At 63.7% G+C, this 25,088-nt stretch carries 25 protein-coding genes and 1 pseudogene; 12 read left to right on the top strand and 14 right to left on the bottom strand.

Annotated features, from left to right (window positions below; genetic code table 11):
• Positions 1-10 precede the first annotated feature (10 nt).
• From TMPK1_RS08290 to TMPK1_RS08280, 3 genes are all read left to right on the top strand, one after another.
• A complete protein-coding gene (locus TMPK1_RS08290; RefSeq protein ID WP_420242508.1) occupies positions 11-265 on the top strand; it encodes a hypothetical protein in 255 nt (84 codons plus the stop codon).
• Positions 266-450: 185 nt separating this feature from the next.
• Entirely contained in the window at positions 451-849 is a 399-nt protein-coding gene (locus TMPK1_RS08285; RefSeq protein ID WP_420242507.1) for an Hpt domain-containing protein, read from the top strand.
• Between the two features lie 39 nt (positions 850-888).
• Positions 889-1,221 carry a hypothetical protein gene (locus TMPK1_RS08280; RefSeq protein WP_420242506.1) on the top strand — a complete coding sequence of 111 codons (333 nt, stop codon included), beginning with the start codon at positions 889-891 and terminating at the stop codon, positions 1,219-1,221.
• Between the two features lie 12 nt (positions 1,222-1,233).
• On the opposite strand, the gene TMPK1_RS08275 is transcribed toward TMPK1_RS08280, so the two are convergent.
• Together TMPK1_RS08275 and TMPK1_RS08270 are read right to left on the bottom strand one after the other, a co-directional pair.
• Entirely contained in the window at positions 1,234-2,304 is a 1,071-nt protein-coding gene (locus TMPK1_RS08275) for a lipid A deacylase LpxR family protein (protein WP_420242505.1), read from the bottom strand.
• A 145-nt stretch (positions 2,305-2,449) separates the two neighbouring features.
• Positions 2,450-2,608: pseudogene (locus TMPK1_RS08270) on the bottom strand (protein-tyrosine-phosphatase); the annotation flags it as partial.
• A gap of 450 nt (positions 2,609-3,058) precedes the next feature.
• Between TMPK1_RS08270 and TMPK1_RS08265 the strand changes: the two are divergent.
• A complete protein-coding gene (locus TMPK1_RS08265; protein WP_420242504.1) occupies positions 3,059-3,754 on the top strand; it encodes a DedA family protein in 696 nt (231 codons plus the stop codon).
• A 13-nt stretch (positions 3,755-3,767) separates the two neighbouring features.
• Entirely contained in the window at positions 3,768-4,244 is a 477-nt protein-coding gene (locus TMPK1_RS08260) for a DUF805 domain-containing protein (RefSeq protein WP_420242503.1), read from the top strand.
• Here the strand turns inward: TMPK1_RS08260 and TMPK1_RS08255 are convergent.
• Positions 4,241-4,936: a hypothetical protein gene (locus TMPK1_RS08255; protein ID WP_420242502.1), complete on the bottom strand. Its 696-nt coding sequence runs from the start codon at positions 4,934-4,936 to the stop codon at positions 4,241-4,243. The two genes, TMPK1_RS08260 and TMPK1_RS08255, sit on opposite strands and share 4 nt — an antisense overlap.
• A 67-nt stretch (positions 4,937-5,003) precedes the next feature.
• The gene (locus TMPK1_RS08250; protein ID WP_420242501.1) at positions 5,004-5,675 is read right to left on the bottom strand and encodes a glutathione S-transferase family protein; all 672 of its coding nucleotides are present in this window, start codon (positions 5,673-5,675) and stop codon (positions 5,004-5,006) included.
• 97 nt (positions 5,676-5,772) lie between these two features.
• Between TMPK1_RS08250 and TMPK1_RS08245 the strand changes: the two genes are divergently transcribed.
• Positions 5,773-5,997, top strand: coding sequence for a hypothetical protein (locus tag TMPK1_RS08245; protein WP_420242500.1), 225 nt, complete (start codon positions 5,773-5,775; stop codon positions 5,995-5,997).
• Here the strand turns inward: TMPK1_RS08245 and gltB are convergent, their stop codons facing one another.
• Positions 5,998-10,524, bottom strand: coding sequence for a glutamate synthase large subunit (gene gltB, locus TMPK1_RS08240; RefSeq protein ID WP_420242499.1), 4,527 nt, complete (start codon positions 10,522-10,524; stop codon positions 5,998-6,000).
• Between the two features lie 5 nt (positions 10,525-10,529).
• On the bottom strand, positions 10,530-11,972 hold the full coding sequence (locus TMPK1_RS08235) for an NAD(P)-dependent oxidoreductase (protein ID WP_420242498.1): 1,443 nt from the start codon (positions 11,970-11,972) through the stop codon (positions 10,530-10,532).
• Positions 11,973-12,322: 350 nt separating this feature from the next.
• Between TMPK1_RS08235 and TMPK1_RS08230 the strand changes: the two genes are divergently transcribed.
• From TMPK1_RS08230 to TMPK1_RS08210, 5 genes are read left to right on the top strand one after another with little or no spacing between them, the layout of a single operon-like run.
• Positions 12,323-12,730: a pentapeptide repeat-containing protein gene (locus TMPK1_RS08230; RefSeq protein WP_420242497.1), complete on the top strand. Its 408-nt coding sequence runs from the start codon at positions 12,323-12,325 to the stop codon at positions 12,728-12,730.
• 15 nt (positions 12,731-12,745) lie between these two features.
• Positions 12,746-13,549, top strand: coding sequence for an undecaprenyl-diphosphate phosphatase (locus TMPK1_RS08225; protein ID WP_420242496.1), 804 nt, complete (start codon positions 12,746-12,748; stop codon positions 13,547-13,549).
• Positions 13,550-13,553: 4 nt separating this feature from the next.
• Entirely contained in the window at positions 13,554-14,393 is an 840-nt protein-coding gene (locus tag TMPK1_RS08220) for a hypothetical protein (protein WP_420242495.1), read from the top strand.
• Between the two features lie 4 nt (positions 14,394-14,397).
• Positions 14,398-14,655 carry a hypothetical protein gene (locus TMPK1_RS08215; RefSeq protein WP_420242494.1) on the top strand — a complete coding sequence of 86 codons (258 nt, stop codon included), beginning with the start codon at positions 14,398-14,400 and terminating at the stop codon, positions 14,653-14,655.
• Between the two features lie 24 nt (positions 14,656-14,679).
• Complete coding sequence (locus TMPK1_RS08210) at positions 14,680-15,174, top strand: septal ring lytic transglycosylase RlpA family protein (RefSeq protein ID WP_420242493.1); 495 nt, start codon at positions 14,680-14,682, stop codon at positions 15,172-15,174.
• Here TMPK1_RS08210 and TMPK1_RS08205 read toward each other — a convergent pair.
• Both TMPK1_RS08205 and TMPK1_RS08200 read right to left on the bottom strand, forming a co-directional pair.
• Positions 15,171-15,578, bottom strand: a complete 408-nt coding sequence (locus TMPK1_RS08205; RefSeq protein WP_420242492.1) for a group I truncated hemoglobin — start codon at positions 15,576-15,578, stop codon at positions 15,171-15,173. The genes TMPK1_RS08210 and TMPK1_RS08205 overlap by 4 nt on opposite strands.
• Positions 15,578-16,414 (bottom strand): DUF3034 family protein, encoded by an 837-nt coding sequence (locus TMPK1_RS08200; RefSeq protein WP_420242491.1) that lies wholly within the window; start codon positions 16,412-16,414, stop codon positions 15,578-15,580. The genes TMPK1_RS08205 and TMPK1_RS08200 overlap by 1 nt, the downstream gene beginning before the upstream one ends.
• Positions 16,415-16,691: 277 nt before the next feature.
• Here TMPK1_RS08200 and TMPK1_RS08195 point away from each other — a divergent pair, with 277 nt between their 5' ends.
• Complete coding sequence (locus TMPK1_RS08195; protein WP_420242490.1) at positions 16,692-18,761, top strand: ATP-binding protein; 2,070 nt, start codon at positions 16,692-16,694, stop codon at positions 18,759-18,761.
• A gap of 6 nt (positions 18,762-18,767) precedes the next feature.
• On the opposite strand, the gene TMPK1_RS08190 is transcribed toward TMPK1_RS08195, so the two are convergent.
• From TMPK1_RS08190 to TMPK1_RS08165, 6 genes are read right to left on the bottom strand one after another with little or no spacing between them, the layout of a single operon-like run.
• The gene (locus TMPK1_RS08190; protein ID WP_420242489.1) at positions 18,768-19,553 is read right to left on the bottom strand and encodes a TraB/GumN family protein; all 786 of its coding nucleotides are present in this window, start codon (positions 19,551-19,553) and stop codon (positions 18,768-18,770) included.
• 27 nt (positions 19,554-19,580) lie between these two features.
• Positions 19,581-21,155: a bifunctional phosphoribosylaminoimidazolecarboxamide formyltransferase/IMP cyclohydrolase gene (gene purH, locus TMPK1_RS08185; protein WP_420242488.1), complete on the bottom strand. Its 1,575-nt coding sequence runs from the start codon at positions 21,153-21,155 to the stop codon at positions 19,581-19,583.
• A 22-nt stretch (positions 21,156-21,177) separates the two neighbouring features.
• Positions 21,178-22,704, bottom strand: coding sequence for a heparinase II/III family protein (locus TMPK1_RS08180; protein WP_420242487.1), 1,527 nt, complete (start codon positions 22,702-22,704; stop codon positions 21,178-21,180).
• 20 nt (positions 22,705-22,724) lie between these two features.
• Positions 22,725-23,414: a ribulose-phosphate 3-epimerase gene (gene rpe, locus TMPK1_RS08175; protein ID WP_420242486.1), complete on the bottom strand. Its 690-nt coding sequence runs from the start codon at positions 23,412-23,414 to the stop codon at positions 22,725-22,727.
• Positions 23,415-23,426: 12 nt separating this feature from the next.
• Complete coding sequence (locus TMPK1_RS08170; RefSeq protein WP_420242485.1) at positions 23,427-24,701, bottom strand: RsmB/NOP family class I SAM-dependent RNA methyltransferase; 1,275 nt, start codon at positions 24,699-24,701, stop codon at positions 23,427-23,429.
• On the bottom strand, positions 24,698-24,955 hold the full coding sequence (locus tag TMPK1_RS08165) for a hypothetical protein (RefSeq protein WP_420242484.1): 258 nt from the start codon (positions 24,953-24,955) through the stop codon (positions 24,698-24,700). The genes TMPK1_RS08170 and TMPK1_RS08165 overlap by 4 nt, the downstream gene beginning before the upstream one ends.
• Positions 24,956-25,088: the final 133 nt, after the last annotated feature.

Raw genomic sequence — 25,088 nt, 5'->3', positions numbered from 1 at the left:
CGAGGATCCGATGGCGAAAGACGAAGAACACGAAATCGACCTCGACTTCGACGACGAGGAATTGGACGAAACCGTCCTCGGCCCGGATCAGGCGGCGTTGGTCGTCGATGCCAACGGCGAAATGTGGATGGTGTTGCCGGATTACGCCGACGACGCCGAAGTGCCGGGCGGCGTGTTGTTGCTCGCTGCGGTTCTACGCAAGGCGAAAGACCCGCAATGGGTCGACGAGATGCTCGCCGAACTGGACGCATCGCCCACCCAGTAACAAACAAACGCGTCGGTGAAATTTACCGGCGCGTTTCTGTTTTTGCTGCCGGCCGCAGCACGCCTCGATCGGTGCGCAATTTGCTTTGCACAGCATATGCGGTCACATCTCGCTTTTGCTGCTGGGTACGACATCTCCGAACTGCAGATTCGGACGATCTCGTTCGGATTGCGTTTGGCATGATCATGCGCAGCCCTTCCACCTCTCCTCGAACCGGCGGCACGGTCGCGGACCGCAGCCTGTTCGACCCCGCGCCGATCGAGGCTATTCGCGAACTTGCCGACAAGGCCGAAGCGGATGCGATCGTCGGCGGTTATTTCCGCAATACGCGCCAGCAGATCGAACGCGTCGAAGCGCACGCCGCCGCCGCTGATCTCGATGCGCTGGCGCGGCAGATCCACGCCATCATCGGCACGTCGAGCACGTTCGGCTTTCGCGGCATCGAACGGCACGGACGCCGCATCGAACAGGCGATCGAAAACGGCGACCGCACGCGCGCAATCACCTTGGCGCGCGACCTGCGCACTGCCGCCGAAGCGAGTTGGGCGCAATTCCACCGGCGCTACGGACAGCCCGGTACCTGAATTGTTGACAGGGGCGCGTGCCTGCGGCGGGATTGCTGCATGTTCGCGCTCGCCCTTGCGTCCTCGCTCGCTGCCGGCACGGCTGACCTAACACTCGACGAGCTGGCCTGCCGGCTGGAACAGACCACGCGCACGCCGTTCCTGGTGCCTGACGCAGCGAGTGAAATCCTGGTCGATGTCAGCGCCGCCGATTGGACCGTCAAAGGCGCACCGCTGCTGGTGCAATTCGCGCGTCGCGTGCGTGCGCCCGACGGTGCGGCCCTGCAGCTGAGCTGGTCGTGGACCAACCAGCCGCAGGTCACCGTTTACGTGAATTACAAAAGCGATCCCGCGAACTTCCGTGCGCCGCGTTGCACGCCGCGCGTGTCTTAAGCGATTGCGCGCCTAGAAATTCGCGCTGATCCCAACCGCGCCGAAATTGTCGTTACCGCGCTGGTGGTTGAATTCGCGCGTGCGCAAGATCTGCGTGTAGGTGATGCGCATGCCGCCGACCAGCACCGCAACGCCGGCCTGAAAATCGGCAACCAAGGTCTTCTTGTCGACGCTGGGACTGTCGCGGAAACTGTTGCCGTCGAGAAAGATGTTCTGCGCCACGGCGCGACCTTCGACGCCGGCGAACAAATACCAACCGAAGGTGCGGTCCTGCGCTGGACGTTCGATGAAGTCGGACCCCGCAAGACCCGGACGCACGCGCGGCGGACCGTAATCGTCGGGCAGGCTTTGGCCGAAGCGGAACATGATGCCGGCCGAAGCACCGGTGTAGACGTTGCCGAGGTTGGCGCCGATCGACGGCGTCGCATCGAGCGCAAAGCCGTGTGACTCGCCGCTGAACACCGGCACGACGAAGCGCCATTTTTTGTCGTAGGTGAGCAGGATGCCCGGTTCGTCTTTCAGCTGACGATCCCAGCCTTTCGGAATCACCTGATCGCCACCGAGGAAGCGGTGAAACGCGCGCTGCGTTTGTTTGCCGAGCGCACCTGGCCCGACGATGCCGAGATCGATGCCGACGGAATCGAACTGCGTCAGCCGGTCCTGCTGATCGCGATTGACCTCGCTGACAAGCGTGATGCCGCCATAGAGCCAGCCCGCATAAGGACGGTCGTTCGGATCAGGATTGGCGCGACGCAGATCGGTTGGCGTGAACAGGCTTTGGCCGAGCGAATAGGCGACGCGCACTTTTGCTTTTGCATCTTCGGGCACGAAGCCCGGCACCAGACGCGCAAGGTTTGCCGCGACGCCCTGGTCGCCGCCCCAGGGATAGATCTCGCTCTTCGACGGCGACCACACGAAGCGGAAGCCTTGGCTGTAATGCTTGTCGGTATGTTCGCTGCCGAAGAAGTCGTTTTCGACCAGCAGCGAGAATGTACCGCCGCCTTCTTCGGCCTGCGCACGCGGCGCAATAGCGGTGACGGCGACAAAAGCGGCGAGCGCAACAGGGGCGAATGCGTATTTCATGGCGCGCTGGTAATGCCGCAACGCGGCGAAGGTTCGCTTTTGGCTAGCGAACCGTCCGCGCCAGCGCGATTTCGCGCGCGCGCCCGAGTCGCCGCATCACGTCGTTCAGCGAGGGTTCGCCTTTGAGACGCCGCGCATAGTGCGCGGCCAGCGGTTCGGTCAGCGCGCCGTTGCGGCCGAGCGCCGCATCACCCAGCTCGACCATGCGCAGATTGGGCCAGATCTGCGGGCGAATGCGCGCGACCTCGGCCAGCAGCTCGGCCGGCGCCCGGTCCGGGCGCGCCTGCGCCAGCAGCAGATACATCGAGGCGCTGGAGCGCGAGATGCCGGCATAGCAATGGACCAGAAGATGCCCGTCACGCTCGGTCGCCAGCGACTGGCCGAAGTCCAGAACCTGGGCGATATGGTCGGCCGTCGGGGCGGCCAGCCCAGGCGTCTCCTCGATTATGTCGTCGAATCTGAGCTCGAGCCGTGCGTGGGCAGGCCAGGCCGCGAAGGGCGCCGGCTGCGGCATGCCGGGGTCGAGAATCGAAAGCACGTGAGTCGCGTGCGGATCGGCAGCGCCATCGAGTTCGTGCAGGCCGCAGACGGTCAGGTGGAAGGGAATGGGCATTCGAAGACAACCAAGGAGAGAAGGACGGGCCAAGTAGGCCGATCGGAAGGCGGCGTCGAGCGGCGAGATGCCGCCATATATTTACCTCGCATTTTTCTTATCCCGCTTCTCTGAGACGGGTACCATCACCACAACAAGCCAATGCTGCATCACGCCCTCGAACTCATCCGCGACCATGCCACGTGGGCAGCGCCCATTATGGGGGTCCTGACTTTCCTCGAGAGCCTGGCTTTCGTTGGACTGTTCTTCCCGACCACGATTCTGCTGATCTCGGTTGGCGCGCTGATTCAGAACGGCACGCTCGACTTCTGGCCTGTCGTTGTGTGTTCGATCATCGGTGCGGCTGCGGGCGACGCAGTCTCGTACTGGATGGGCCGCATTCTGGGCGATCGTCTGGCGCAGATGTGGCCGTTTCGTTCGCGTCCCCACCTGCTGGCCAAAGGTGAGCTCTTCTTCATGAAGCATGGTGCGATTTCGATCGCGCTGTGCCGCTTCCTCGGACCGTTGCGCGCAATCGTGCCGCTGACGGCGGGCATGCTGCACATGCCGCATCGCACCTTCCAGATCGCCAACATTCTGTCAGGCATCGTCTGGGTGCCGGTGATGCTGGCGCCTGCTGCGGTCACGATGTGGGTGATGGAGATCGCGCGTAAGTCGGACAAGCCGCTGCCCAAGATGATTCTTGTCAGCGTGCTGATCGTCGTCGTCGGTGGGTTCTTCGCCTTCATGCGCAAGCGTGGCCAGCGCGAGAAGATCGATCCGGCCGCAGCAGCCGCAGCGACGATCGCGGAACTCGAAGCCTATCGTGAAAAGCGCCGCGCCTCCGGCGGGCGCTAACTTCTCCGCGTCGATGCTGACAATTCCGCAGCTCTGGCTGTCGTTCCAGGGACGCGCGTCGCGCCAGGATTTCTGGGTACGCTTCGTCTTTCTGACGCTGGTTCTGTTTATCTTCGGTTATCTCGCTGACGGCATGTTGGGTGCGGGCGGCATGCTGGTTGCGCTGCTGCAGCTTGCGTTGCTGTGGCCGACATTCGCAGTCGGCGTGAAGCGCTATCACGATCGCGGCAAGCCCGGCCGCGCGATCGTCTATCTGATGTCGTTGTTTCTGGCGTTGTCGCTGGTCGCCACGTTTGCGGCGCCGCCGGTGCAGCGTGCGCAGGATGCCGGTCTGCAGCCGCCGGTTCTGTATGCGACCGTGCTGGTCTTTGCGTCCTTCGCCAGCATCGGGCTGTTCGTCTATCTGCTCGTCGTATTGGGCGCGCGCAAAGGCGAACCGGGTCCGAACCGCTACGGTCCGGACCCGCGCGAAAAGCCCGACGTCGCTTAGTCTTTTGGCGCGTTGGCGCCGAACGTCACGTTGGCGTTCATCGTCGCCTTTTGCGACAGCTCCATCTCGCCACCGGCTGCCTGAAACGGCAGAACCTTGTCGGCAGTGGTGGTCCGCGCATTTGCCATCATCGGGCGCGGCTGCAACTGCACCATGCCGAAATCGATGCGCGCGATGCGGAATTTGCGGTCGCCCGCAGCTGCATTCAGCCGCTGCAATTCTTCGGTCGCGCGCTTGTAGAGCTGTTCGCGCAGCTTGGCGCGCGCCGCTTCGGACTCAGCCAAGGTCGGCGTGAAGTCGATCTGTCCGATGGTGAGCTGCAAACCGGGACGCGAACCTTGTTTGGCGCGATCGGCAAGCCCGCCCAGCGCGCTTTCCGCCAGGCGCGTTTCGAGCAACGCACTCCACCGTTCCAGACCGGCCTGATCGGTTGAGCGATCGAAGCGCGTGATGCGCCAATCGCCCGCCGCGGTTTTCTTGGCTGCAGCCAGCAGCTCGTCCCGCGTCTTGCCCGCGTCGGCACCTTGGATTGCAGCTTCGGCGTTCAGCACGACGCGCGCGGTCTGGGTCGGAACCCAATCTTCGACCGCGAGACTGAGCACGACCTGATCTTGAATTGGATTGGGCGCGAACTGCGCCGTCGCGGGCAAAGCCAGCAGCGACAGAAAGACAGCAGCGAAGAGATGTTTCACGGGACGTTCTCCTGATCGAAGGCGGGCTAAGTTCAACCAGCGCTTTGTCGAGAACGTGGCAACCCGCCTAGAAATCTAAATCCGCGTAGTGGCTCGGCGGCGACAGGCCGGGAATGTGATCGGCCAGGATGGCGCGGAAGCTGGGTCGCGATTTGACGCGCGCGTACCAATCTTTGGCCGCGTCGTGCTGCTCCCACGGAACGTCGCCGATATAGTCGATGCACGACAGATGCGACGCGGCGGTGATGTCGGCCAGCGAGAAGTCGTCGCCCGCAAGCCAGGTCCGGCGTTCGGCGAGCCAGCCGATATAGTCGAGGTGATAGTGAATGTTGGCGAGGCCGGCGCGGATCGCCGGCGCGTGCGGTTCGCCCAATTTCAGAAAGCGCTTCATCACGCGCTCGCCGACCAGATTCTCGGTGACCTCGATATTGAACTTGCCGTCGAACCACTGCACCAGCCGGCGGGTTTCGGCACGCTGCAGCGGATCAGGTCCGATCAGCGACGGCGCAGGCTGCGTTTCGTCGATCCATTCGGCGATCACCTGGCTGTCGGTCAGCGTGGTGCCGTCGGGCTCGACCAACACCGGCACGTCGCCGGCGGGATTCATCGCAAGAAATTCGGTTCTCCGCTCCCAGGTCTTTTCGACCTTGAGCTCGAATGGCAGGCCCTTCTCGGTCAGCAAAACGCGGACTTTGCGAGAAAAGGGGGACAGCCAGAGATGGTAGAGGAGTCGCGACACGCGCGCGCGACTCTAACCGATTCGGTGGAGATCGGAACCGCCAGCCACCGCGGTCGTTCAACGCACGATCGTCCACCAACTCGTGAGGATCGTCGTCATGGCCACGAAGCGCCTGGATCCACGCAGCGAAGAGCTTCTGCCGAAGCTCGCCGCCTTCGACCCGCTTTCGCTGTCCTATGAGAACGGCGACGAGGAGGAGGAAGAGGAAGAGGAAGAGGAAGAGGAAGAGGAAGAGGAAGAGGAAGACGACGACGACGAAGATGAGGACGACGACGACCTCGACGAGGATGACGACGAGGACGAAGACGAACTTGAAGTCTGACTATTCGGCCGCTTCGCCCAACTGCACCGGCACGGGCAGGCGGCTGACGATTTCCTTCGGCACGATCTGCCAGAACTTGCTGCGCATCACGGCCCAGTCATAGAGAACGCGTTCGCCGAAGCGCGACTGGGTTTGCGCGACATGTTCTTCGATCAGGCCGCGCAGCAGATCTTCCCAGTACGGAACTTCGACGCGCTGATAGAGCACGGTCTCTTCATTGACGCGGATCGGGAAGTCGCCGGTCTCGTCGAGCACGAAGGCCATGCCGCCGGTCATGCCGGCCGCGAAATTGTCGCCGGTCGTGCCGAGGATCACCGCGGTGCCGCCGGTCATGTACTCGCATCCGTTCGAGCCGCAGCCTTCGACGACCGCGGTCGCGCCCGAATTGCGCACGCAGAACCGTTCGCCCGCCTGACCGGCCGCGAACAATTTCCCGGACGTCGCGCCGTACATCACCGTGTTGCCGATGATCGTGTTCTGGTTCGACACCAGCGGTGACGCCGTCATCGGACGCACCACGATCGTGCCGCCCGACAGACCTTTGCCGACATAATCGTTGGCGTCACCGAACACTTCGAGTTTCAGACCCTGCACCGCAAAGGCGCCGAGCGACTGACCGGCCGTGCCGCGCAAGCGCACCGTCACGTGTCCGTCAGCAAGGCCGGTCATGCCGAACTTGCGCACGATCTTGGACGACATGCGCGTGCCGATGGCGCGGTACGTGTTGCGACTGTTGTAGGCGAGCTGCATCTTCTCGCCGTCCGAGAAGAGCGGGCCAGAATCTTCGATGATCTGCGCGTCGAGCGTGTCGGGCACCGGATTGCGCCCTTCGATCGTGCAGTACATCGCATGCGCACCAGGATCGGCGCGCACCAGCAGCGGGTTCAAATCCAGATCGTCGAGATCGCTGGCGCCACGATTGACCTGGCGCAGCAGATCGGCGCGGCCGATCACGTCGTTCAATGAGCGTGCGCCCAGCGACGCCAGAATCTCGCGCGTCTCTTCGGCGATGAAGCTGAAGAGATTGACGACTTTCTCGGGCGTGCCGGTGAACTTGGCGCGCAGCGCTTCGTCCTGGGTGCAGACGCCGACTGGGCAGGTGTTGGAATGACACTGGCGCACCATGATGCAACCCATCGCCACCAACGCCGCGGTGCCGACGCCGAACTCTTCGGCGCCCAGCATCGCTGCGATCACCACGTCGCGACCGGTCTTGATGCCGCCGTCGGTGCGCAACCGCACGCGATGGCGCAAGCGATTGAGCGTCAGGATCTGGTGCACTTCCGACAGGCCCATTTCCCATGGCACGCCGGCATATTTGATCGAGGTCTGCGGCGACGCGCCGGTGCCGCCGACATGGCCCGACACGAGGATCACGTCCGCGCCCGCTTTGGCGACGCCGGCCGCGATCGTGCCGATGCCCGAACGCGACACCAGCTTCACGCAGACGCGCGCATCCGGATTGATCTGCTTCAGGTCGTAGATCAGCTGCGCCAGATCTTCGATCGAATAGATGTCGTGATGCGGCGGCGGGCTGATCAGCATCACGCCCGGCGTCGCATGACGCAGACGTGCGATCATCTCGGTCACTTTGAAGCCTGGCAGCTGTCCGCCTTCACCGGGCTTGGCGCCCTGCGCGACTTTGATTTCGATCTCGCGGCACTGGTTCAGATATTCGGCGGTGACGCCGAACCGGCCCGACGCAATCTGCTTGATCGCGCTGTTCCAATTGTCGCCGTTCTTGTCGGGCTTAAAGCGTGCTGGATCCTCGCCGCCTTCGCCGCTGTCGCTCTTGGCGCCGATCCGGTTCATCGCAACGTTCAACGTGCCGTGCGCTTCCGGCCCCAGCGCGCCCAGCGACATGCCCGGCGTGATGAAGCGTTTGCGCAGCGCGGTGATCGATTCGACTTCTTCCAATGGCACGCCCTTGGCGGGCGGGCGGAAATCGATCAGGTCGCGGATCGCGATGGCGGCGCGGCTGCGCGTCGCTTCGCTGTATTTCTTGAACGTCGAATAGCTGTCGCTGGCCACCGCATGTTGCAGTGTGTGGATCAGACCCGCTTCCCAGGCGTGGCGCTCGCCGCCTTTGCGATATTTGTAGAAGCCGCCGATCGGCAAGGACGCGACCGCCTCGTCGAAGGCGCGTTCGTGCTGGGTCAGCACGCGCTTCTGGATGCCGGTGAGGCCGATGCCCGAAATGCGGCTGACGCAGTTGGGCAGATATTCGGCGACTAGCGAACGCGACAGGCCGATCGCTTCGAAATTGCAGCCGCCGCGATAGGAGCTGATCACCGCAATGCCCATCTTGGACATGACTTTGAGCAGCCCGTCATCGATCGCTTTTTTGAAGCGCGCGGTGCAGGTCTCCAGCGCGACGTCGCCGAACAGGCCGCGGCGATGCCGGTCGGCGATCGCTTCCTGCGCCAGATAGGCGTTCACCGTCGTAGCACCGACACCGATCAGCACCGCGAAATGGTGCACGTCCATGCACTCGCCCGACCGCACATTCAGCGAGGTGAAGGTGCGCAAGGATTGACGGATCAGATGCGTGTGCGCAGCCGCGGTCGCAAGGATTGCCGGGATGGGGGCGCGTGTCGACGACAGATGCTCGTCGGTGAGGATCAGATGGGTGGCGCCGCCGCGCACCGCGTCTTCGCAATCCTGGCGCACGCGCTTCAACGCATCGCGCAGCGCATGCTCGCCGCCGTCGGCGTCGAACGTCGTGTCGATCTCGGCCGCGGTCGCGCCCATATAGCCGCGCATCGCATTGAATTCGGCGCTGGTCAGAACCGGACTGTCGAGCTGCAACAGCCGCGTCTGGCTGTCGTCTTCGTCGAGAATATTGCCCAGGTTGCCGAGACGCGTGCGCAAGGTCATCACGCGGCGTTCGCGCAGACTGTCGATCGGCGGGTTGGTGACCTGGCTGAAATTCTGCCGGAAATAATGATGCAGCCCGCGATACGTGTCGGACAGAACCGCGAGCGGCGTGTCGTCGCCCATCGAACCGACCGCTTCTTTGGCCTCGTCGACCATCGGATGCAGGATGGTTTCGAGTTCTTCGATCGTGACGCCGAAGGCAATCTGGCGCCGGCGCAGCTGGTCGCGGTTGAGCGTGCTGGGCTGGTCCTGTGCCGCCTTCTTCACCAGCTCGTCGAGGCGTGTGATGTTCTGGATCCACGATCCGTACGGCTTCGACGAAGCCAGCAGGTCTTTGATCTCGCGGTCGCGATAGAGTTTCCCGTGCACCAGATCGAGCGCGATCATCTGACCCGGCCCGACGCGGCCTTTTTCGACGACGGTTGCTTCGTCGATTTTGACCATGCCGCTTTCCGAGCCCAACACGATCAAACCGTCGCCGGTGATCGTGTAGCGCATCGGCCGCAGACCGTTGCGGTCCATGCCGCCGACAACCCAGCGCCCGTCATACATTGCCAGCGCCGCCGGCCCGTCCCACGGCTCCATCACCGAGTTGGCGTAGCTGTAGAGATCGCGATGCGCTTTCGGCACCGAGGGATTTGCATAAGCCGCTTCCGGCACCAGCATCGTCTTGACCATCGGCGCGTTGCGTCCGCCGCGCACCAGGATCTCGAACACATTGTCGAGCGCCGCTGAATCCGATCCGCCCGGTTGGATCACCGGCTTCAGATCTTCCATATGCTGGCCGAACTGTTCCGCGTACATGCGCGGCTCGTGCGCCGCCATCCAGTTGCGGTTGCCCTTCAGCGTGTTGATCTCGCCGTTATGGGCGAGCATGCGAAATGGCTGCGCCAGCGACCAGGTCGGAAAGGTGTTGGTCGAATAGCGCTGATGATAGATCGCGAAATTCGAGACGAACCGTTCGTCGGTCAGATCCGGATAAAAATCCGTGAGCTGGGCCGCCAGGAACATGCCTTTGTAGACGATGGAACGGCAGCTCAAGGTGCAAATGTAAAAGTCGGCGATGCCGGCCTTGCGGCAAGCGTTCTCGATGCGGCGACGGATGATGTAGAGGTCGCGTTCGAACGCATCTTCGTCCGCCGCAGCGCTGGCGGCGGGGGCGAACATGATCTGTTCGATTTCGGGCCGCGTCGCGTTGGCTTTCTCGCCGATGATGCCGGTGTCGATCGGCACCTGGCGCCAGCCATAGATGAAGTGCCCGCTGGCAAGAATTTCGGTTTCGACGATCGAACGCGCGCGTTCCTGCGCGTCGTAGTCGGTGCGCGGCAGAAACACCTGGCCGACTGCGATCGGCCCGTTGCGTACTTCGCGTCCGGTCGCGGTGATCCAGTCGCGGAAAAAGCTTTGCGGGATCTGCACGTGAATGCCGGCGCCGTCGCCGGTCTTGCCATCGGCATCGACCGCGCCGCGATGCCACAAGGCCGCCAGCGCTTCAATCGCGGTTTCGACCACCGCGCGACGCGGCTTGCCGTCCAGCGACGCAATGAAGCCGACGCCGCACGCGTCGTGTTCCTGCGTGTCGATCTGCGCTTCGCTTTCCAGGCGCGCCTGGTTGGCACGGAAACGGGCGACGTAATTGTCTTCGAGCATCGTCTTTACTCCGCCGCCGCTGCGAGCTGGTCGGCTGCCTTGTTCTCGAGATAGCGGCGGATCGACTCGGCTGCGTCGCGTCCGTCTTTGATCGCCCAGACGACGAGGCTGGCGCCGCGCACGGCGTCGCCGGCGGCGAACACGCCGTCGAGATTCGACATCATGCTTTTGTGATCGACCAGCACCGTGCCCCAGCGGCTGGTGCGAAGTTCGATCGCGCCGAGACCGGTCGCGAAATCTTCGGGGTCGAAACCAAGCGCCAGAATGGCGAGATCGGCATCGAGCGAAAATTCGCCGCCATCGAGCGGCTCGGGCGTTTGCCGTCCGCTGGAGTCGGCGATGCCGAGATGCATGCGATGTGCGCGCACGGCTTTGAGCTTCTGGCTGCGGCCCGCGTCGAACGACTGCGGTGCCGCCAGCCATTCGAACACCACGCCTTCTTCTTCGGCGTGCGCGACTTCGCGCTGGCTGCCGGGCATGTTGGCGCGGTCGCGCCGATAGAGGCAGGTGACGGCGCTGGCGCCTTGGCGCACGGCGGTACGCACGCAATCCATCGCCGTGTCGCCGCCGCCGATCACGACGACGCGCTTGCCGCTGGCATCGAGTCCTTCAGCTTCGACCGCATCGCCCAGGCCGCGCTTGTTCGACGAAGTCAAATAGTCGAGCGCTGCAACCACGTTCTTGGCGCCGACGCCGGGCACGCGCAGCGGCCGCGCTTCGTAGACACCAGCTGCGACCAGCACGGCGTCGTGCTTGCCGCGAAGCTCGTCCAAGGTCGCGTCGCGACCGACTTCGAAATTCAGGCGAAACTCGACGCCTTGCGCGCGCAACAATGCTTCGCGGCGCTGCACGACCGTCTTCTCGAGTTTGAAATTGGGAATGCCGTAAATCAGCAAACCGCCGACGCGGTCATAGCGATCATAGACGGTGACTTTGTAGCCGTCGGCGCGCAGCGCTTCGGCGGCAGCGAGACCGGCCGGACCGGCGCCGACAATGCCGACCGATTGCGCGCGCTCGCGCAGCGGCATGCGCGGCGTCACCCAACCTTCTTCGAACGCGGTCTCGGTGATGAAGCGCTCGACCGAACCGATCGTGACGGTGCCGTGGCCCGACTGTTCGATCGTGCAATTGCCTTCGCACAACCGGTCCTGCGGGCAGATGCGGCCGCAAATCTCGGGGAAGGTGTTGGTCGAGGCCGAGATCTCATAGGCCTCTTGCAGGCGGTTCTCGGCCGTCAGCTTCAGCCAGTCCGGGATGAAATTCCCCAGCGGGCAATGGACCTGACAGAAGGGCACGCCGCATTGCGAGCACCGGCTCGCCTGCGCTTCGGCCTGGGCCTTGGCGTATTCGCGATAGATCTCGCCGAAATCCTCGCGACGCTCGGCCGCGGTCCGCTTTTCGGGCGTCTCGCGGTCCAGCTGCGTGAAGGTCAGCATTTTCGTCGCCATCGCGAGGGTCCTTGCCCGATTCCTTATTACGCCGAAGCGGCGGGGACGGTCGGTATCGTTCAGGAAGCGGGTTCGGTCCAGCACAATTTGGCCGATACGGCAGCAACTATGACCTAATATCAGCTGGCCGTTCGACGCATGGCGCAAATCGCAGCACGATTTCGCAGTAAGTAGGGCCGTTACGGCCATACCGAGGTGGGCTTGTTCCAAACAACCGCTTCGGCTGTAGTCCGCGCGCTCCGCTCTGACTCAGGACGAATCCCATGCGCGCCGTCGCCCTTGCTCTGTTGTCTGCCCTCGCTCTTGCGGGCTGTGCCTCTGAGCTTCCGAAACCGCAAAGTGCCTGCACCGTGACGCCGAACGGCGATTGCACGGGCGGTTCGTTGCAGCGTGCCGCGGTCGTTGGCCGCGACGTTCCCGGCATGACCTTCGCGCGCGCCGATCTGCGCGGCGCGACTCTGATGAGCAACAATTTCGAGAACGCGAACTTCGCCAGCGCCGACTTTGAAGGCGCGACTCTGTCGGGTGCGCGTCTGGTTGGTGCCAATCTCAGCAACGCCGACTTCACGCGCGCCAATCTGATGGGCGCCGATCTCACCGGTGCGAATATCGACGGTGCCGATTTCGATCGCGCGCTGCTCGGCGGCACGATCTTCCCGGACGGTCGGGTATGCGCCGCCGGTTCGATCGGTCGCTGCGTCACCAAGTGGGAAGGCCCCAGCCTGATCGACCAGTTCATCGGTTTCCCGGCCTGGTAACGGCGCGTCCCGAACATGGACGCGCTGTTTGATGTTCTGCTCCTCGGTTTCATCGAGGGGCTGACCGAGTTTCTGCCGGTCTCGTCGACCGGACACCTTATTCTTCTGGAATACCTGACGGGCTTTGAAGGCCCGCCAGGCAAGGTGTTTGAGGTCGCGATCCAATTGGGCGCGATCCTTGCGGTCGTCGTTCTCTACTTCCGCCGTCTGCTCGGTGAAGTCGTCAACGCACCGCGCGATCCGGGTGCGCGCCGCTTCATCGTCGCCATCGTGCTGGCCTTTCTGCCGGCTGCGGTGATCGGCGTCTTCGCGCACAAATACATCAAAGAAGTTCTGTTCTCGCCGTGGGTCGTGTCGGTGGCGTTGATCGTCGGCGGCATCGCGATCCTGGTGATCGAACGCATGCGGCCGGTGCCGACCGTGAACCGCGTCGAAGATTTCTCGCCTGCCTTGGCGATCAAGATCGGCTTCGTGCAGTGCCTGGCGATGATCCCGGGCACGTCGCGGTCCGGCGCAACCATTCTGGGCGCGCTGTTGCTGGGCGTCGAACGCAAGGCTGCGGCCGAGTTCTCGTTCTTTCTCGCGATCCCGACGATGCTCGGCGCGACCGTGTACGACGTCTACAAAAACCGCGGCACCTTGTCTTCCGATGGCGGCATTATGATTGCGATCGGTTTTGCCGTCGCCTTTGTCGTGGCGCTGGTGATCGTGCGCGCCTTCGTCAATTTCGTCAGCAAGCACGGCTTCACGCCGTTCGCCTGGTACCGCATCGCGCTCGGCAGCGTGATGCTGCTGTTGCTGGCCACGCACGTGGTCTAACCCCGTGGCGCGCATTCTTCTCAAGACGACCATTCCGGCGACCGACGACGATTGGGCAATCCATCGTTTCGCGATGTTGGCCGATGCACTGCGCCGAGCAGGACACGAGGTCACCGCCGCCGATCGCGTTGGAACTGAAGGCGATCGCGACATCGCGCAGCTCGACAAGTTCGATCAGCTTTGGTTGTTCGCAGTCGATGTCGGCGGCGGCATCACGCGCGCCGACGTCGATGCGATCGACGCCTTTCGCAAGCGCGGCGGCGGCGTGATGGTGACGCGCGATCACATGGATCTCGGCGCCTGCCTGACCATGCTGCCGGAACTCGGCGCCGCGCATCACTTTCACAGCAAGAACCAGGAACCGGATCCGGCGCGGCAACATCGCGACGATCCGTTCACGACCTATATCGACTTCCCGAATTACCATTCGGGCGCCAACGGCGACTTTCAGCGCATCACGCCGGTCGGCGACCTTCATCCGCTGCTGCGCCGTGCCGATGGCGCGCCGCTCGAATTCTTTCCGTCGCATCCGCATGAAGGTGCAGTGTCGGCGCCCGCCAGCGTTCCCCATGCGCGCGTGATTGCGTGCGGCAGCAGCAAAGTCACCGGCACGCGCTTCAATCTTGCCGTCGTGTTCGAAGGCGACACGACGCGCCCCGGTCGCGCTGTGGCGCAATCGACCTTCCATCATTTCAGCGACCTCAATTGGGATCCGCGCGCAGGTGCACCAAGCTTCGTCACCGAAGCACCCGGCAGCGGCATGTTGGACCAACCGCAGGCGCGCGATGATGCGCGCCGCTACGCATTGAACCTTGCCGCCTGGCTTTCGCAGCCAAGGAGCTGAAGACATGAATTTCGATCGTCTCGACGGGCGCATTGCTGCGCTGGAACTGCTCGCCGGTCTTGGACTGCAGCTCTATTTCCGCGCGCGCTTCGGCGCCGACTATCGCAGCAAAGTGCGCGAAGAAATGGATCGTATTCTGTCGGATCTCGAAGCGGGCGACGTGCCGGCGCCGACCAATCCGATGGCGCGCGACGAGATGCGCCACACGATCCGGCAGATCCTGCTCAAGATCGCGGCCGAAGATCCGCGGCCGAAAGAGTAACCAGGTCGCTCTCGCGAGGGCTGCATGCCTATCCGCGCAAGCCTGCTCACTGTTGTCGTCGTTCTGCTGACCGTACCCGCCGCCGCCGAGAAAACGGTGGTCGAGCACGGCGAAGCCGCGCGCTACGCCAAACATCTGGCGGGGCGCAAAACCGCGTCGGGCGAACTCCATGATTCCGGCGCGCTGACCGCAGCGTCACGGACCTTGCCGCTCGGCAGCACCGCGACCGTCACCAACAAGCGAACCGGCAAGTCGGTCGACGTTCGCATCAACGATCGCGGACCGTTCGGTTCGAAGAAACGCATCATCGACCTGTCGCCCGCTGCAGCGTCGAAGCTGGGCATGGGGCCGCGCACCGGAACCGCCAACGTCAAAGTCGAAGCCAGACCGTCGGCGCAACCAACCGCAGCGTTGCGGAAGGAAATCGAAGCGCGCGGCGTCGAGCACGATACGCCCAAAAAGAAGCAGGCGCCCAAGAAGGCGCCTGCGAAGAAAAAGCCGAAGAAGAAAACCGCCTAGCGCGTGACGATGTCACGGCGCATTGGCGCCAGGATCGCAAGCAGCCGGTTCTGCGTCGTGAAGGCGATCTTTTCCTTGTCCATCGCGTCCTGCAGATCTTCGACCAGCGCCGAGAAATGCGCGTCGGTGATCTTCAGCGCCGTGTGGCTCTTCGCCATGTCGCGACCGGTATAGGTGCAGGGACCGCCGCTGACATTGCAGAGCTGTTCGAACAACAGCTGCTTGAAGCGCGGGATGGCGGTTTCGCCGAACGTCACCGCGATACGCTTGTCGGCGAGGAAGTTCTTGGTCGCTTCTTCGACGACGCGCCGCATCACCGGTTCGCCGCCGAGATCGTCATAGAGCGTGGCCGCTTGCGCCGGAACGGCGAGCGCAAGCGCAGCGAGAAGTACAAGCCTACGCATTAGAAACCCACCTGCAGCGAGAAGTAGCCGCCGCGTTGACGTTGCTGGAGCGCGATCGTGCCGAGATCGACGAAGGCGGCGGTGAAGGACACGTTCTTGGTCGGGAAGTAGGCCACGAACACGTCCATCCAACGTTCCTGCTTGGCGAATTGCAGGTGGTCGTTCTGCGTGCGCAGCTCGACGCCGACCGCCAGATTGCGCGATAGCAAAGCTGCCAGCGAACCTTCGAAGGTTGCGTGATAGCCGTCATTCTTGTTGCCGCCGAATCCAAGCAGACCCATCTGGTTGGCTTCGGTAAAGCGGATCGTCGTGTTCAGCAGAAAGCTTGAATCGAGGAACAGCTTGCTCGCTGCGATATAGTAATCGACGCCGCTATTGTCCTTGGCGCCGACCGCTTTGACGATCGCTTCCTGGTTGTTTCGCTTCCATTGCGCGCCGATCGAAATTTGCGGCAGCCAGCGATCCTGTTCGTAGATCGCATCACCTAGCACGCGGACTTTGGCGCCGACCACGTCCTGTTTGAACGTAAAGCCTTTGCCGAGTCCAAGCCGTGCGCCGGTGTTGCCGGTGTCGAATTCTTGGCGAGCGAAGGAAAGCTCGACCCGATCGAAGACGCCGATCGCGGCGCCGTAACTGCGCAGTTCGAAGTCGGGCAGGGTGATGTAGGTCGCGTGCGCGTTGGCGCCGATTGCATCGCGCGAACCGTACGAGGTGATCAATGCCCAAGTTGCAATGCCGCCGCCGCCGGAACCCTCGACTGTGCTGACGCCGCCAGTGGCAAGCAGTTTGCCACTGTCGAACCGATCGATCGGGGCGATGGTCGAGTCCGCGGCCACTGACGTTTTCGGGTCGGCTGCTGGCGGGGCGGATTGCTCTGCGGCGACCGGAGACTGGACGACCAGAGCAGCTGCGAGGGCGCAGCCGAGCGCGATATATCTCATAGTGCGTTTTTAGTCGCAGAGGTTTTCCCGGAGTTAAATGGCCCATGTACAAACCCCGGCCATCCCGTGGATCTTAACGTCCCGTTGACGCTGTCCCGGTCGTAGTCCGCGCATGTCGACCAGCCGGCTCCTCGGCTCCCTTCGCGCCAAGATCTTCGCAGCTTTCCTGGCCATGAGCGCGATCACGGCCGGGCTTGGCGCGTACTGCCTCGAGGAAATTCGCTTCGCCGGCGGGGTCGTGGTCGACACGTTCGACGGGCCTTTGCAGTCGGTGAACTTCGCCCGCTCGGCTGCGGCCGGCTTTGCCCGGTTGCTGGGGCGGATGACGACGGCCGAGCAGGCGCGCGGGGCCGATGCCGACGAACTGGCTGATTCGTTGCGCGAAGATCTGCGCATCGCGGCCGAACGCGCGCTGTCGGATCGCGCACGCCGTGCAGCCACCGAATTGGGAACGACGATCCGTTTGTGGGACGAGCGCCGTCGCGCCGGCAGCGATCCCGCCGCGCTGCGCCAACAAGCCGAACCTTTGTTCAACCGGATCGATGCGCTGGTCGAATACACGCTGGCCGATGCGTTCAAGGAACGCGCCGAAGCGGTGCGGGCCAGCACGCGCAGCCTGCGGCTCGCGGGCGGCGCGACGATCGGGGCGCTGCTCTTGTCGGCTGCGATTACGCTATGGCTTGCCCTTCTGATCTTGCGCCCGCTTCGGCACGCTGCTGCCGCCGCCGATCGCGTTGCCGCGGGCGATTTCGAAGCACCGATCCCGCAAGGCGGCAGCGACGAGACCGGCATCTTGCTGCGCTCGATGCATGTCATGCAGGCGAATATTCGCGAGCTGGTCGAACGTGAGCGCGACTTTCGCCGTTCGGCCGAACGTCGCTTGATCGACGCGCTGGAAAGTGCGCGGCAAGGCGTCGTGCTGCTCGATCGCGACGATCGCGTCGTGCTCGCCAATGCGCAGGCACGCGGTTTCTTTCCGCGTCCCGCCGGCAGCTTGATCGTCGGCGAACGATTCATCGACGTGTTCCCGCACGACGCGTGCATCGGCAATGCCGAGCTTGAGCTGGACGACGATCGGTGGATCCGCGTCGCGCGCTCGACCACGGTTGAGGGTGACGTGTTCCTGTTCTGGAGCGACGTCAGCGAACTCAAACAACGCGAATTGCAGTTGATGCGCGCCAAGGCCGAGGCCGAAGGCGTCAGCGCCGCCAAGTCGCGTTTCCTGGAAACGATGAGCCACGAGCTGCGCACGCCGCTGCACGCGATGATCGGTTTTTCCGAAATGCTCGAACAGGCGCCGTACGGGCCGCTGGGGCACGACGAATATGCAGACTGGACGAAAGAAGTGTTGCGTGGCGGCAAGCGCCTTGCCGACGTGGTCGACAAGGTTCTGTTGCTGACCAAAGTCGAAGGCGGCGGCGAAGCGCTGAAATTCGACGTGCAGGATCTTGGCCGTCTGGCCGCTGCATGCGTGTCGGCGGCGCAGGACGAAGCCTCCGAAGCACTGGTCGATTTGGCTTATGAAGGACCCGGCGTGCCCGTTGCGGTGATGATCGAAGGACAGAAATTGCGCCAGGCGATTCGCGACCTGATTTCGAACGCGATCAAGTTCAACAAACCGGGCGGACGCGTCGACGTGCGGCTTACGATCGATGCCTTCGACCTGGCGCGGCTCGACATCGTCGATACCGGAATCGGTATGACCGACGAGGGTATCGAAATCGCGCGGCGACCGTTCGGCCAGGTCGACGCGTCGCTGTCACGCTCGTTCGAAGGCGTCGGGCTGGGCTTGCCGCTCGCCGAGGCGCTGATCAAACAGCATGGCGGACGTCTCGACATCATCAGCGACTACGGCGTCGGCACCACCGTGACCGTCATCCTACCGCTGGCTGCATCGGAAAGCGCTGCCGAGGATCGTCGTCGCGGCACGTTTGGCTTTGCGTCGATCGTTGCGTTCGGCTTGCTGCTCGCCGCACCGTCAATGGCGGCCGACGTGCCGATCTCGCAACAGGGGCGCCGCTTCGCGCCCAACGAAGTGACCATCAATGCCGGCGACACGCTGGTCATCAACAATGACGACGAGTTCGATCACCACGTGCAGATACCCGACGACCGGATGAAGTTCGATTCCGGCGAGAACCCGATCGGCAAGTCAGTGAAAGTGAAATTCCCGACCGCCGGCACGTTCCAAGTCGGCTGCGCAATTCACCCGAAGATGAGTCTGGTCGTCACTGTGAAGTGATACGGCTTACCGCCGAACGGGGGGTGAGGCCGAGATCGTGCCGACTTCTACGCAGGCGTCGAATTCGGCCGACGGTTTGCAGTGCGCTGGATTAACTTCGTGGGAGCGACATTCACGCTCCCTGCAGTTCCAAGCGGTCCCGCCATCATGACCGACGCGAATGCGGACCGCGCTTGAAGGAAGTAGATCGCCAAATGCGGTCGAGCCTACGTCGCCCGAGCGGCGGGCATGGAAGTTCCCGATAAGTACGACGGCATGTTCATCGTCGCGTATCGACGAGATAAGCCGTTCCGCCATCGCAGCGCTGCGACGTTCCCGCATCGTTGCGTCGTTCCAATCCGCGCGCGGAATGTCCATCGCGAGAATGCGAACGTTCGCACCCCGCGCACGCAGATCTCTTACGAAGAGCGCAAGACGCCAGAGCGCTTCGCTCCCGCGTCCGTCGCGTTGATCCCAGATTCTCAGTTCGCGAAATCGTTTCTCAACGTCGGCAGATTCTACGCCAGCTACAAATTCGTCGATTGTGGCCTGGTCGTCGCGTGACGCTTCGATTGCGAACACGGCGTTCCGCCCGGTGTTTTTCCAAGAACACAGAATTGACGCCACGAGTTGGGGCTGCTCGTTGGTGCCGTGCAGCTCTCCAACAACGACGATCTGCCGAGCAAGCGTGGCTGCGCTGAATTTTACGGGCGACTTGCAGTCGGTGGCGTGCACGGAGATGGGCCAAAGCAGTGCCGCGGCCACGAAAACCGCCGTCGCGTTCCGACAAATGAAACCTGCGTACATCGTCATCGGCGTCCCGTGCCTCTCGTCGGCAAGCTAGTGCCGGAAGTGCCGCATCCCGGTGAAGACCATCGCCAGGCCCGCAGCATCGGCTGCTGCGATCACTTCTTCGTCGCGCACCGAACCGCCGGGCTGAATGATCGCAGTGGCACCCGCTTCGGCGGCAGCAAGCAAGCCGTCGGCGAAGGGGAAGAAGGCGTCCGACGCGACCACCGAACCTTTGGCGAGTGACTCGGCAAGATTGGCGGCCTTGGCCGCTTCGCCCGCTTTCCACGCCGCGATGCGCGAAGAGTCGACGCGGCTCATCTGGCCCGCACCGATGCCGACCGTGGCGCCGTCTTTGACATAGACGATCGCATTCGACTTGACGTGTTTGGCGACGCGGAAGGCGAAGAGCAGATCGTCGAGTTCGCCTGCGCTCGGCGCGCGCTTAGTCACGACTTTGAGATCGCTTGCGGTGATGCGGCCCGCGTCGCGCGACTGCACCAGAAACCCGCCCGACAACATTTTCAGCATCGTGCCCGCAGCGGCCGGGTCGGGCATCGAGCCCGTCACCAGCACGCGCAGATTCTTTTTGGTACTGAGAAACTGCTTGGCTTCGTCGTCGAGCGCGGGTGCGACCACGACTTCGGCGAACAGTTTTGCGATTTCAGCGGCGGTCGCGCCGTCCAAGGTGCGATTGACCGCGACGATGCCACCGAAGGCGCTGACGGGATCGCAACGCAACGCCTGCGCATACGCGCCGACCAGCGTGTCGCCTTGGGCGACGCCGCACGGATTCGCATGTTTGATGATCGCAACCGCAGGCCGTTCGAATTCGGCCGCCAGCTCGAACGCGGCGTCGGTGTCGTTCAGGTTGTTGTAGCTGAGTTCCTTGCCCTGCAGCTGCGTTGCCGTCGCGACGCCGGGACGGTTGCTGCCGTCGCGATAGAAGGCGGCTTGCTGATGCGGGTTCTCGCCATAGCGCAGTGTCTGGGCGCGCGTGCCCGCGACCACAAAACGCGTCGGAAATGGATCGTTCAATTCGCGCGCGAACCATTGCGAGATCGCGGCGTCATATGCGCCCGTGCGTGCATAGGCAGCCGCAGCAAAGCGGCGGCGCAACGACAAGTCGGTGCCGCCCTTGGTCGCGTCCATCGCGGCGATCAGCTCGTCATATTGCGCGGCGTCGACGACGACGGTGACGAAGTCGTGGTTCTTGGCTGCCGAGCGGATCATCGCCGGGCCGCCAATGTCGATATTCTCGACCGTCTCTTCGTAGGCGGCACCGCGCGCAACCGTGGCTTCGAACGGGTAGAGATTCACTACCACGAGATCGATCGGCGGAATGTCGTGCTTGGTCATCTCCGCGGCATGCGTGTCGCGGCGGCCGAGCAAGCCACCATGGATGCGCGGATGCAGCGTCTTGACGCGCCCATCCATGATTTCCGGAAAGCCGGTATGTTCCGACACTTCGGTGACTACGAGGCCCGCATCTTTCAGCGACTTGTAGGTGCCGCCGGTCGAGAGAAGTTCGACGCCGTGTTTGGCCAGGCTGCGCGCGAACTCGACCAGACCTGTCTTATCAGACACGGAAAGCAGTGCGCGCTGAATGCGAACCAGGTCAGTCATCATCGTCTCGAGGGGAAAGAGGTCAGGTTTTCTTGTCGCGCTTGAGCGCCCATTTGACGATCGTCTCGCCTTCGTCGGTCGCTCCCGTGAGCGTCAGTACGACCGTGCGGCGCGGAACGCCACTGCCGAGATAGACCGAACTTTCATGGCCGAGTTGCGCGCCGTCGACGCGCAGCCGCCAGAACGTCCCGTCGCCCGCGCGCAACAACGCGGCCTTGCCGCTTTGCGTCAGCGACGCCTGTACCGACGGATGGAGATGAAAGCGGATCACGAACGGCGCGCTGACGCGCGTGGTCAGAATATCTTCGCCGCGCAGATCTTCACCGTTGGCGCCGAGGAACAGGCGGCGGCGATGCTGCAGCCCCGGATAGCCTTCATGCGCCGCGTCGAGCAGAATCCAGCCGTCGCCGTCTTCGCGCGCCGCATCGACTTTGAACGGGTGCGAGCTTGTATCGCCGACCGTCACCGTCGAATGCGCCGCAGTCGCGCGCAACGCGTCGGCCCAGGCACCAGAGGCAGCGCTGCCGCAATTCACGATCAATCGTTCGCGCCCGACGCTCATCTCGAACGACAGCGCGCTGGCATGGGCGTGCGCGTCGAGTCCTTTCGGCGGTGCTGCGCCGACATCGGCGATCACGACGGTGCGTCCCATCGACAGACGTTCGAAGCCGCCTTGCGGCGCGCTTTTCAGCGGACGGCCTTTGGCGTCAGCCTGCGTCAGCACCGTGTCGAGCAGAACCGGTTCGCCTTCCAACGTACCGTGAAACAGTGCCAGCGCACCGTCGCCGTGCCGGAAGAAGCGCAGCGCCGGCGCCATGCGATCGATCGCATGGTTGAGCGCGTCGGGAATGTCGCTCTTGGCCAATTTCAACGCGGCGCGCAAATCGATCAGGTCCGACAGAACGCCAAGATGCGTGCGCGGGCTGCGTTCGACATGGACGCCGTCGGCGAGAATTTGTTTGCTCAGCTCCTTCAGCAGCAGGCGTTGCGCCAGCTCGGCGCGCTTGGCGCCGTCGGGAAGCGCCAGCGCGGCAAGCCACAGACCTTTGATCGCAGTCAGCAACGGTGCGCCGGTCAGATCGCCGGGCAGGGTGCGCGCGAGATGTTTTGCCTGGCGCGCCGCGCTTTGAAACAGGCGCAGGCGGAACGCGTCGTCGGCCGAGGCGCAGAAGAAGTCGTGGAAGCCGATCCAGTTGGCGAGACGCGCGCCGGTCGCGTCGGGTGCCCAGGCGACATGTTCGCAGCGCGAATACCGGTCAAGCCACGCTTGGGTCAGAATGCGTGCGTGCCGTCGTGCTGCGTCGCCGCCGGCCGCGCGCAAATCGCGCAACCAATCGAACCGGTGCATCGCTGCGTCGAAATTGTCGCCCGCTGCAATCAAGGTACGGCCGCGTACCGCGTCGCCGGGCCAGGGATTGGGCGGAACCAGCAGCAGCTGCGTCGGACGCGCGCTGCCGAGAAACAACTGATACAGCGACGAAGCGTAGAACCAGCCACGAAGACCGCGCCGACGAACGGGCGGCGTGTCTTCAGTTGTTGGTGCTTGCATCTCCATCGCGACCACGGCGCTCAGCCGCGCAGTGTTTGGATCGCCTGCGCGTAGCCGTTCGGCCCGGCACCGAACACGGCGGTGCCTGCGACCAGCACGTCGGCGCCGGCCGCGATCGCAAGCGGCGCCGTTGCGGCCGTGATGCCGCCGTCAACTTCGAGATCGATGGCGCGACCCGTCTTTTCGATGCGCGCACGCACGGCGCGGATCTTGTCTTCGAGCGGCAGATAGGCCTGTCCGCCGAACCCCGGATTGACCGTCATCACCAACACCAGATCGACGAGATCCATCACGTGATCGATGGATTCGACCGGCGTTGCCGGATTGAGCGCGACGCCGGCGCGCGCGCCGGTGCTTTTGATCAGTTGCAAGGTGCGGTGCAGATGCGGCCCGGCTTCGGGATGCACGGTGATCGTGTCGGCGCCCGCGTCGGCGAAGGCCGCGACGTATGGATCGACCGGCGCGATCATCAGATGCACGTCGAAATGTTTCTTCGAGTACGGACGCAGCGCTTTCACGATCGCCGGGCCCAACGAGATGTTGGGCACAAAATGCCCGTCCATCACGTCGACGTGAATCCAGTCGGCACCGGCTGCGTCAACGGCGCGGACGGCTTCGCCCAGCGCGGCGAAATCAGCGGCCAGAATAGACGGGGCGATGCGGACGGTGCGGGGGGCCGGACGAGCGGCAGAAGGTGCTTGGTGCGACACGGGCCGGGTCTATCAGGCGAGGGCGAGTCGCGCCACGAAGAACCCGTCCAAACCGCCGATGAACCGCAGTTTTGCGGGGGTCGAGCGGATCTGCCCGTGCCGGTCGAGCAGCTCGTGCCAACCGCCGATTTCGGCGGCGCGGATCGGGCGACGGTCCAGGCCGGGATGACGCTGCAATGCCGATTCGATTCGCTGCTCGCCTTCTTCCGGCTGCAGCGAGCAAACGCAGTAGATCAGCGTACCGCCGCGGACGAGCTGCACCACCGCAGCGTCGATCAGCGCGTCTTGCTGGCGCGTCAATTCCGCGACCATGCGCGGATTTTTTGCCGTCAGCACGTCGGGGTTGCGCCGGATCGCGCCGGTTGCCGTGCAAGGCGCGTCGAGCAGGATGGCGTCGAATTTTTCGCTGCTGCGCCAGCTGCGCGCGTCGGCTTCGACCAGCTCGGCGTTTAGTCCCAACCGATCGAGATTGGCGCGCACGCGCGCGAGTCGCGGCGCCATTTTGTCGAGCGCGGTGACGTTGGCGCCCGCGGCTGCGAGCTGCGCCGTCTTGCCGCCCGGTGCCGCGCACAGATCGGCGACGCGCTTGCCGCGTACGTCGCCGAACAAGGTCGCAGGCAAGGCAGCGGCTGCGTCCTGCACCCACCACAGACCGTCGTCGAATCCGGGCAGAGCGCGTACGTCGCCGGTGACGTCGCGGCGCAGACTGCCGGTGTCGAGTTTGGTTGCCTCGAGCTTGGTCGCCCATTCGTCGCGATCGAGTCCGGGCTTCAACGTAATGTCGAGCGGCGCTTCGGTGAGATTGGCTTCGGCGATCGCACGCGCATCTGCGTCGCCATACGCGGCGACCCAGCTTTTCCACAACCAGGGCGGCGTATTCAGCCGAGCTGCGTCCTGGTCGGCCAGGATCGCGTCGCGCGCTTCGCCAATCCGGCGCAGCACCGCGTTGATCAGGCCTTTCTGCTTGGTAAGATTCAGCCGCTCGGCCAGCCGCACCGACGTATCGACGGCGGCATGCGCAGGCGTCTGCAGAAACAAAAGCTGCGCCGCACCCAGGCGCAACAGGTCCTGTGCAGCTTCGGGACGGACACCGTGTTCGACATAGCGCACGATTGCGTCGTCGATCTGGCCCAGCCGCCGCATCGTTGTCGCAACCAAATTGCGCGCAAAGGCGCGGTCGCGCGTTTCCAACCCGTCGACATTGAGCGCCACGTCGAGCGTGCGCCCGCGGCGCATCGCGCTCAGCGCGACATGCGCGGCGCGCCGCGCGTCTAGATCGTTGCTCACCAGGGACCGTGGAACAGCCAGTGTTGAAATGTTTCGCCGTGCGAACCGACTTTGACGATGACGCTTGGCAACCACAGGAAGGCGCGCAGAACGCCGTAGATCGTGGCGACGAGAAGCTGGATCAGCATATGCAGAATGCCGTCGAGGCTGGTCGGCAGCGCGCCGCCGAACAGGATCGCGTACCAGTCGGGGCCAGCCCGAATGACACCGAAGATGCAGCCGAGCAGAAGATAGGAGCGAACGAGGCGGGGCATGGGCAGGTGTTCCGATTCCGAAGTTCGCAGGCGCAGGTGGCGAGCGCGGACGAACTTCGGAATCGACCAGAACACCAGCAAACTTATCGTTGCGGCGCGCCTTAAGGATTTGAAGTTCGCCTCAGTGCCTATC

Origin of the sequence: Roseiterribacter gracilis (assembly GCA_018332375.1) — a bacterium.
In the GTDB taxonomy this organism is placed as follows: Bacteria; Pseudomonadota; Alphaproteobacteria; order BOG-932; family Roseiterribacteraceae; genus Roseiterribacter; species Roseiterribacter gracilis.
The sequence above is the reverse complement of the archived record's forward strand: the minus strand, read 5'-3'. Positions and strand labels throughout refer to the sequence as shown.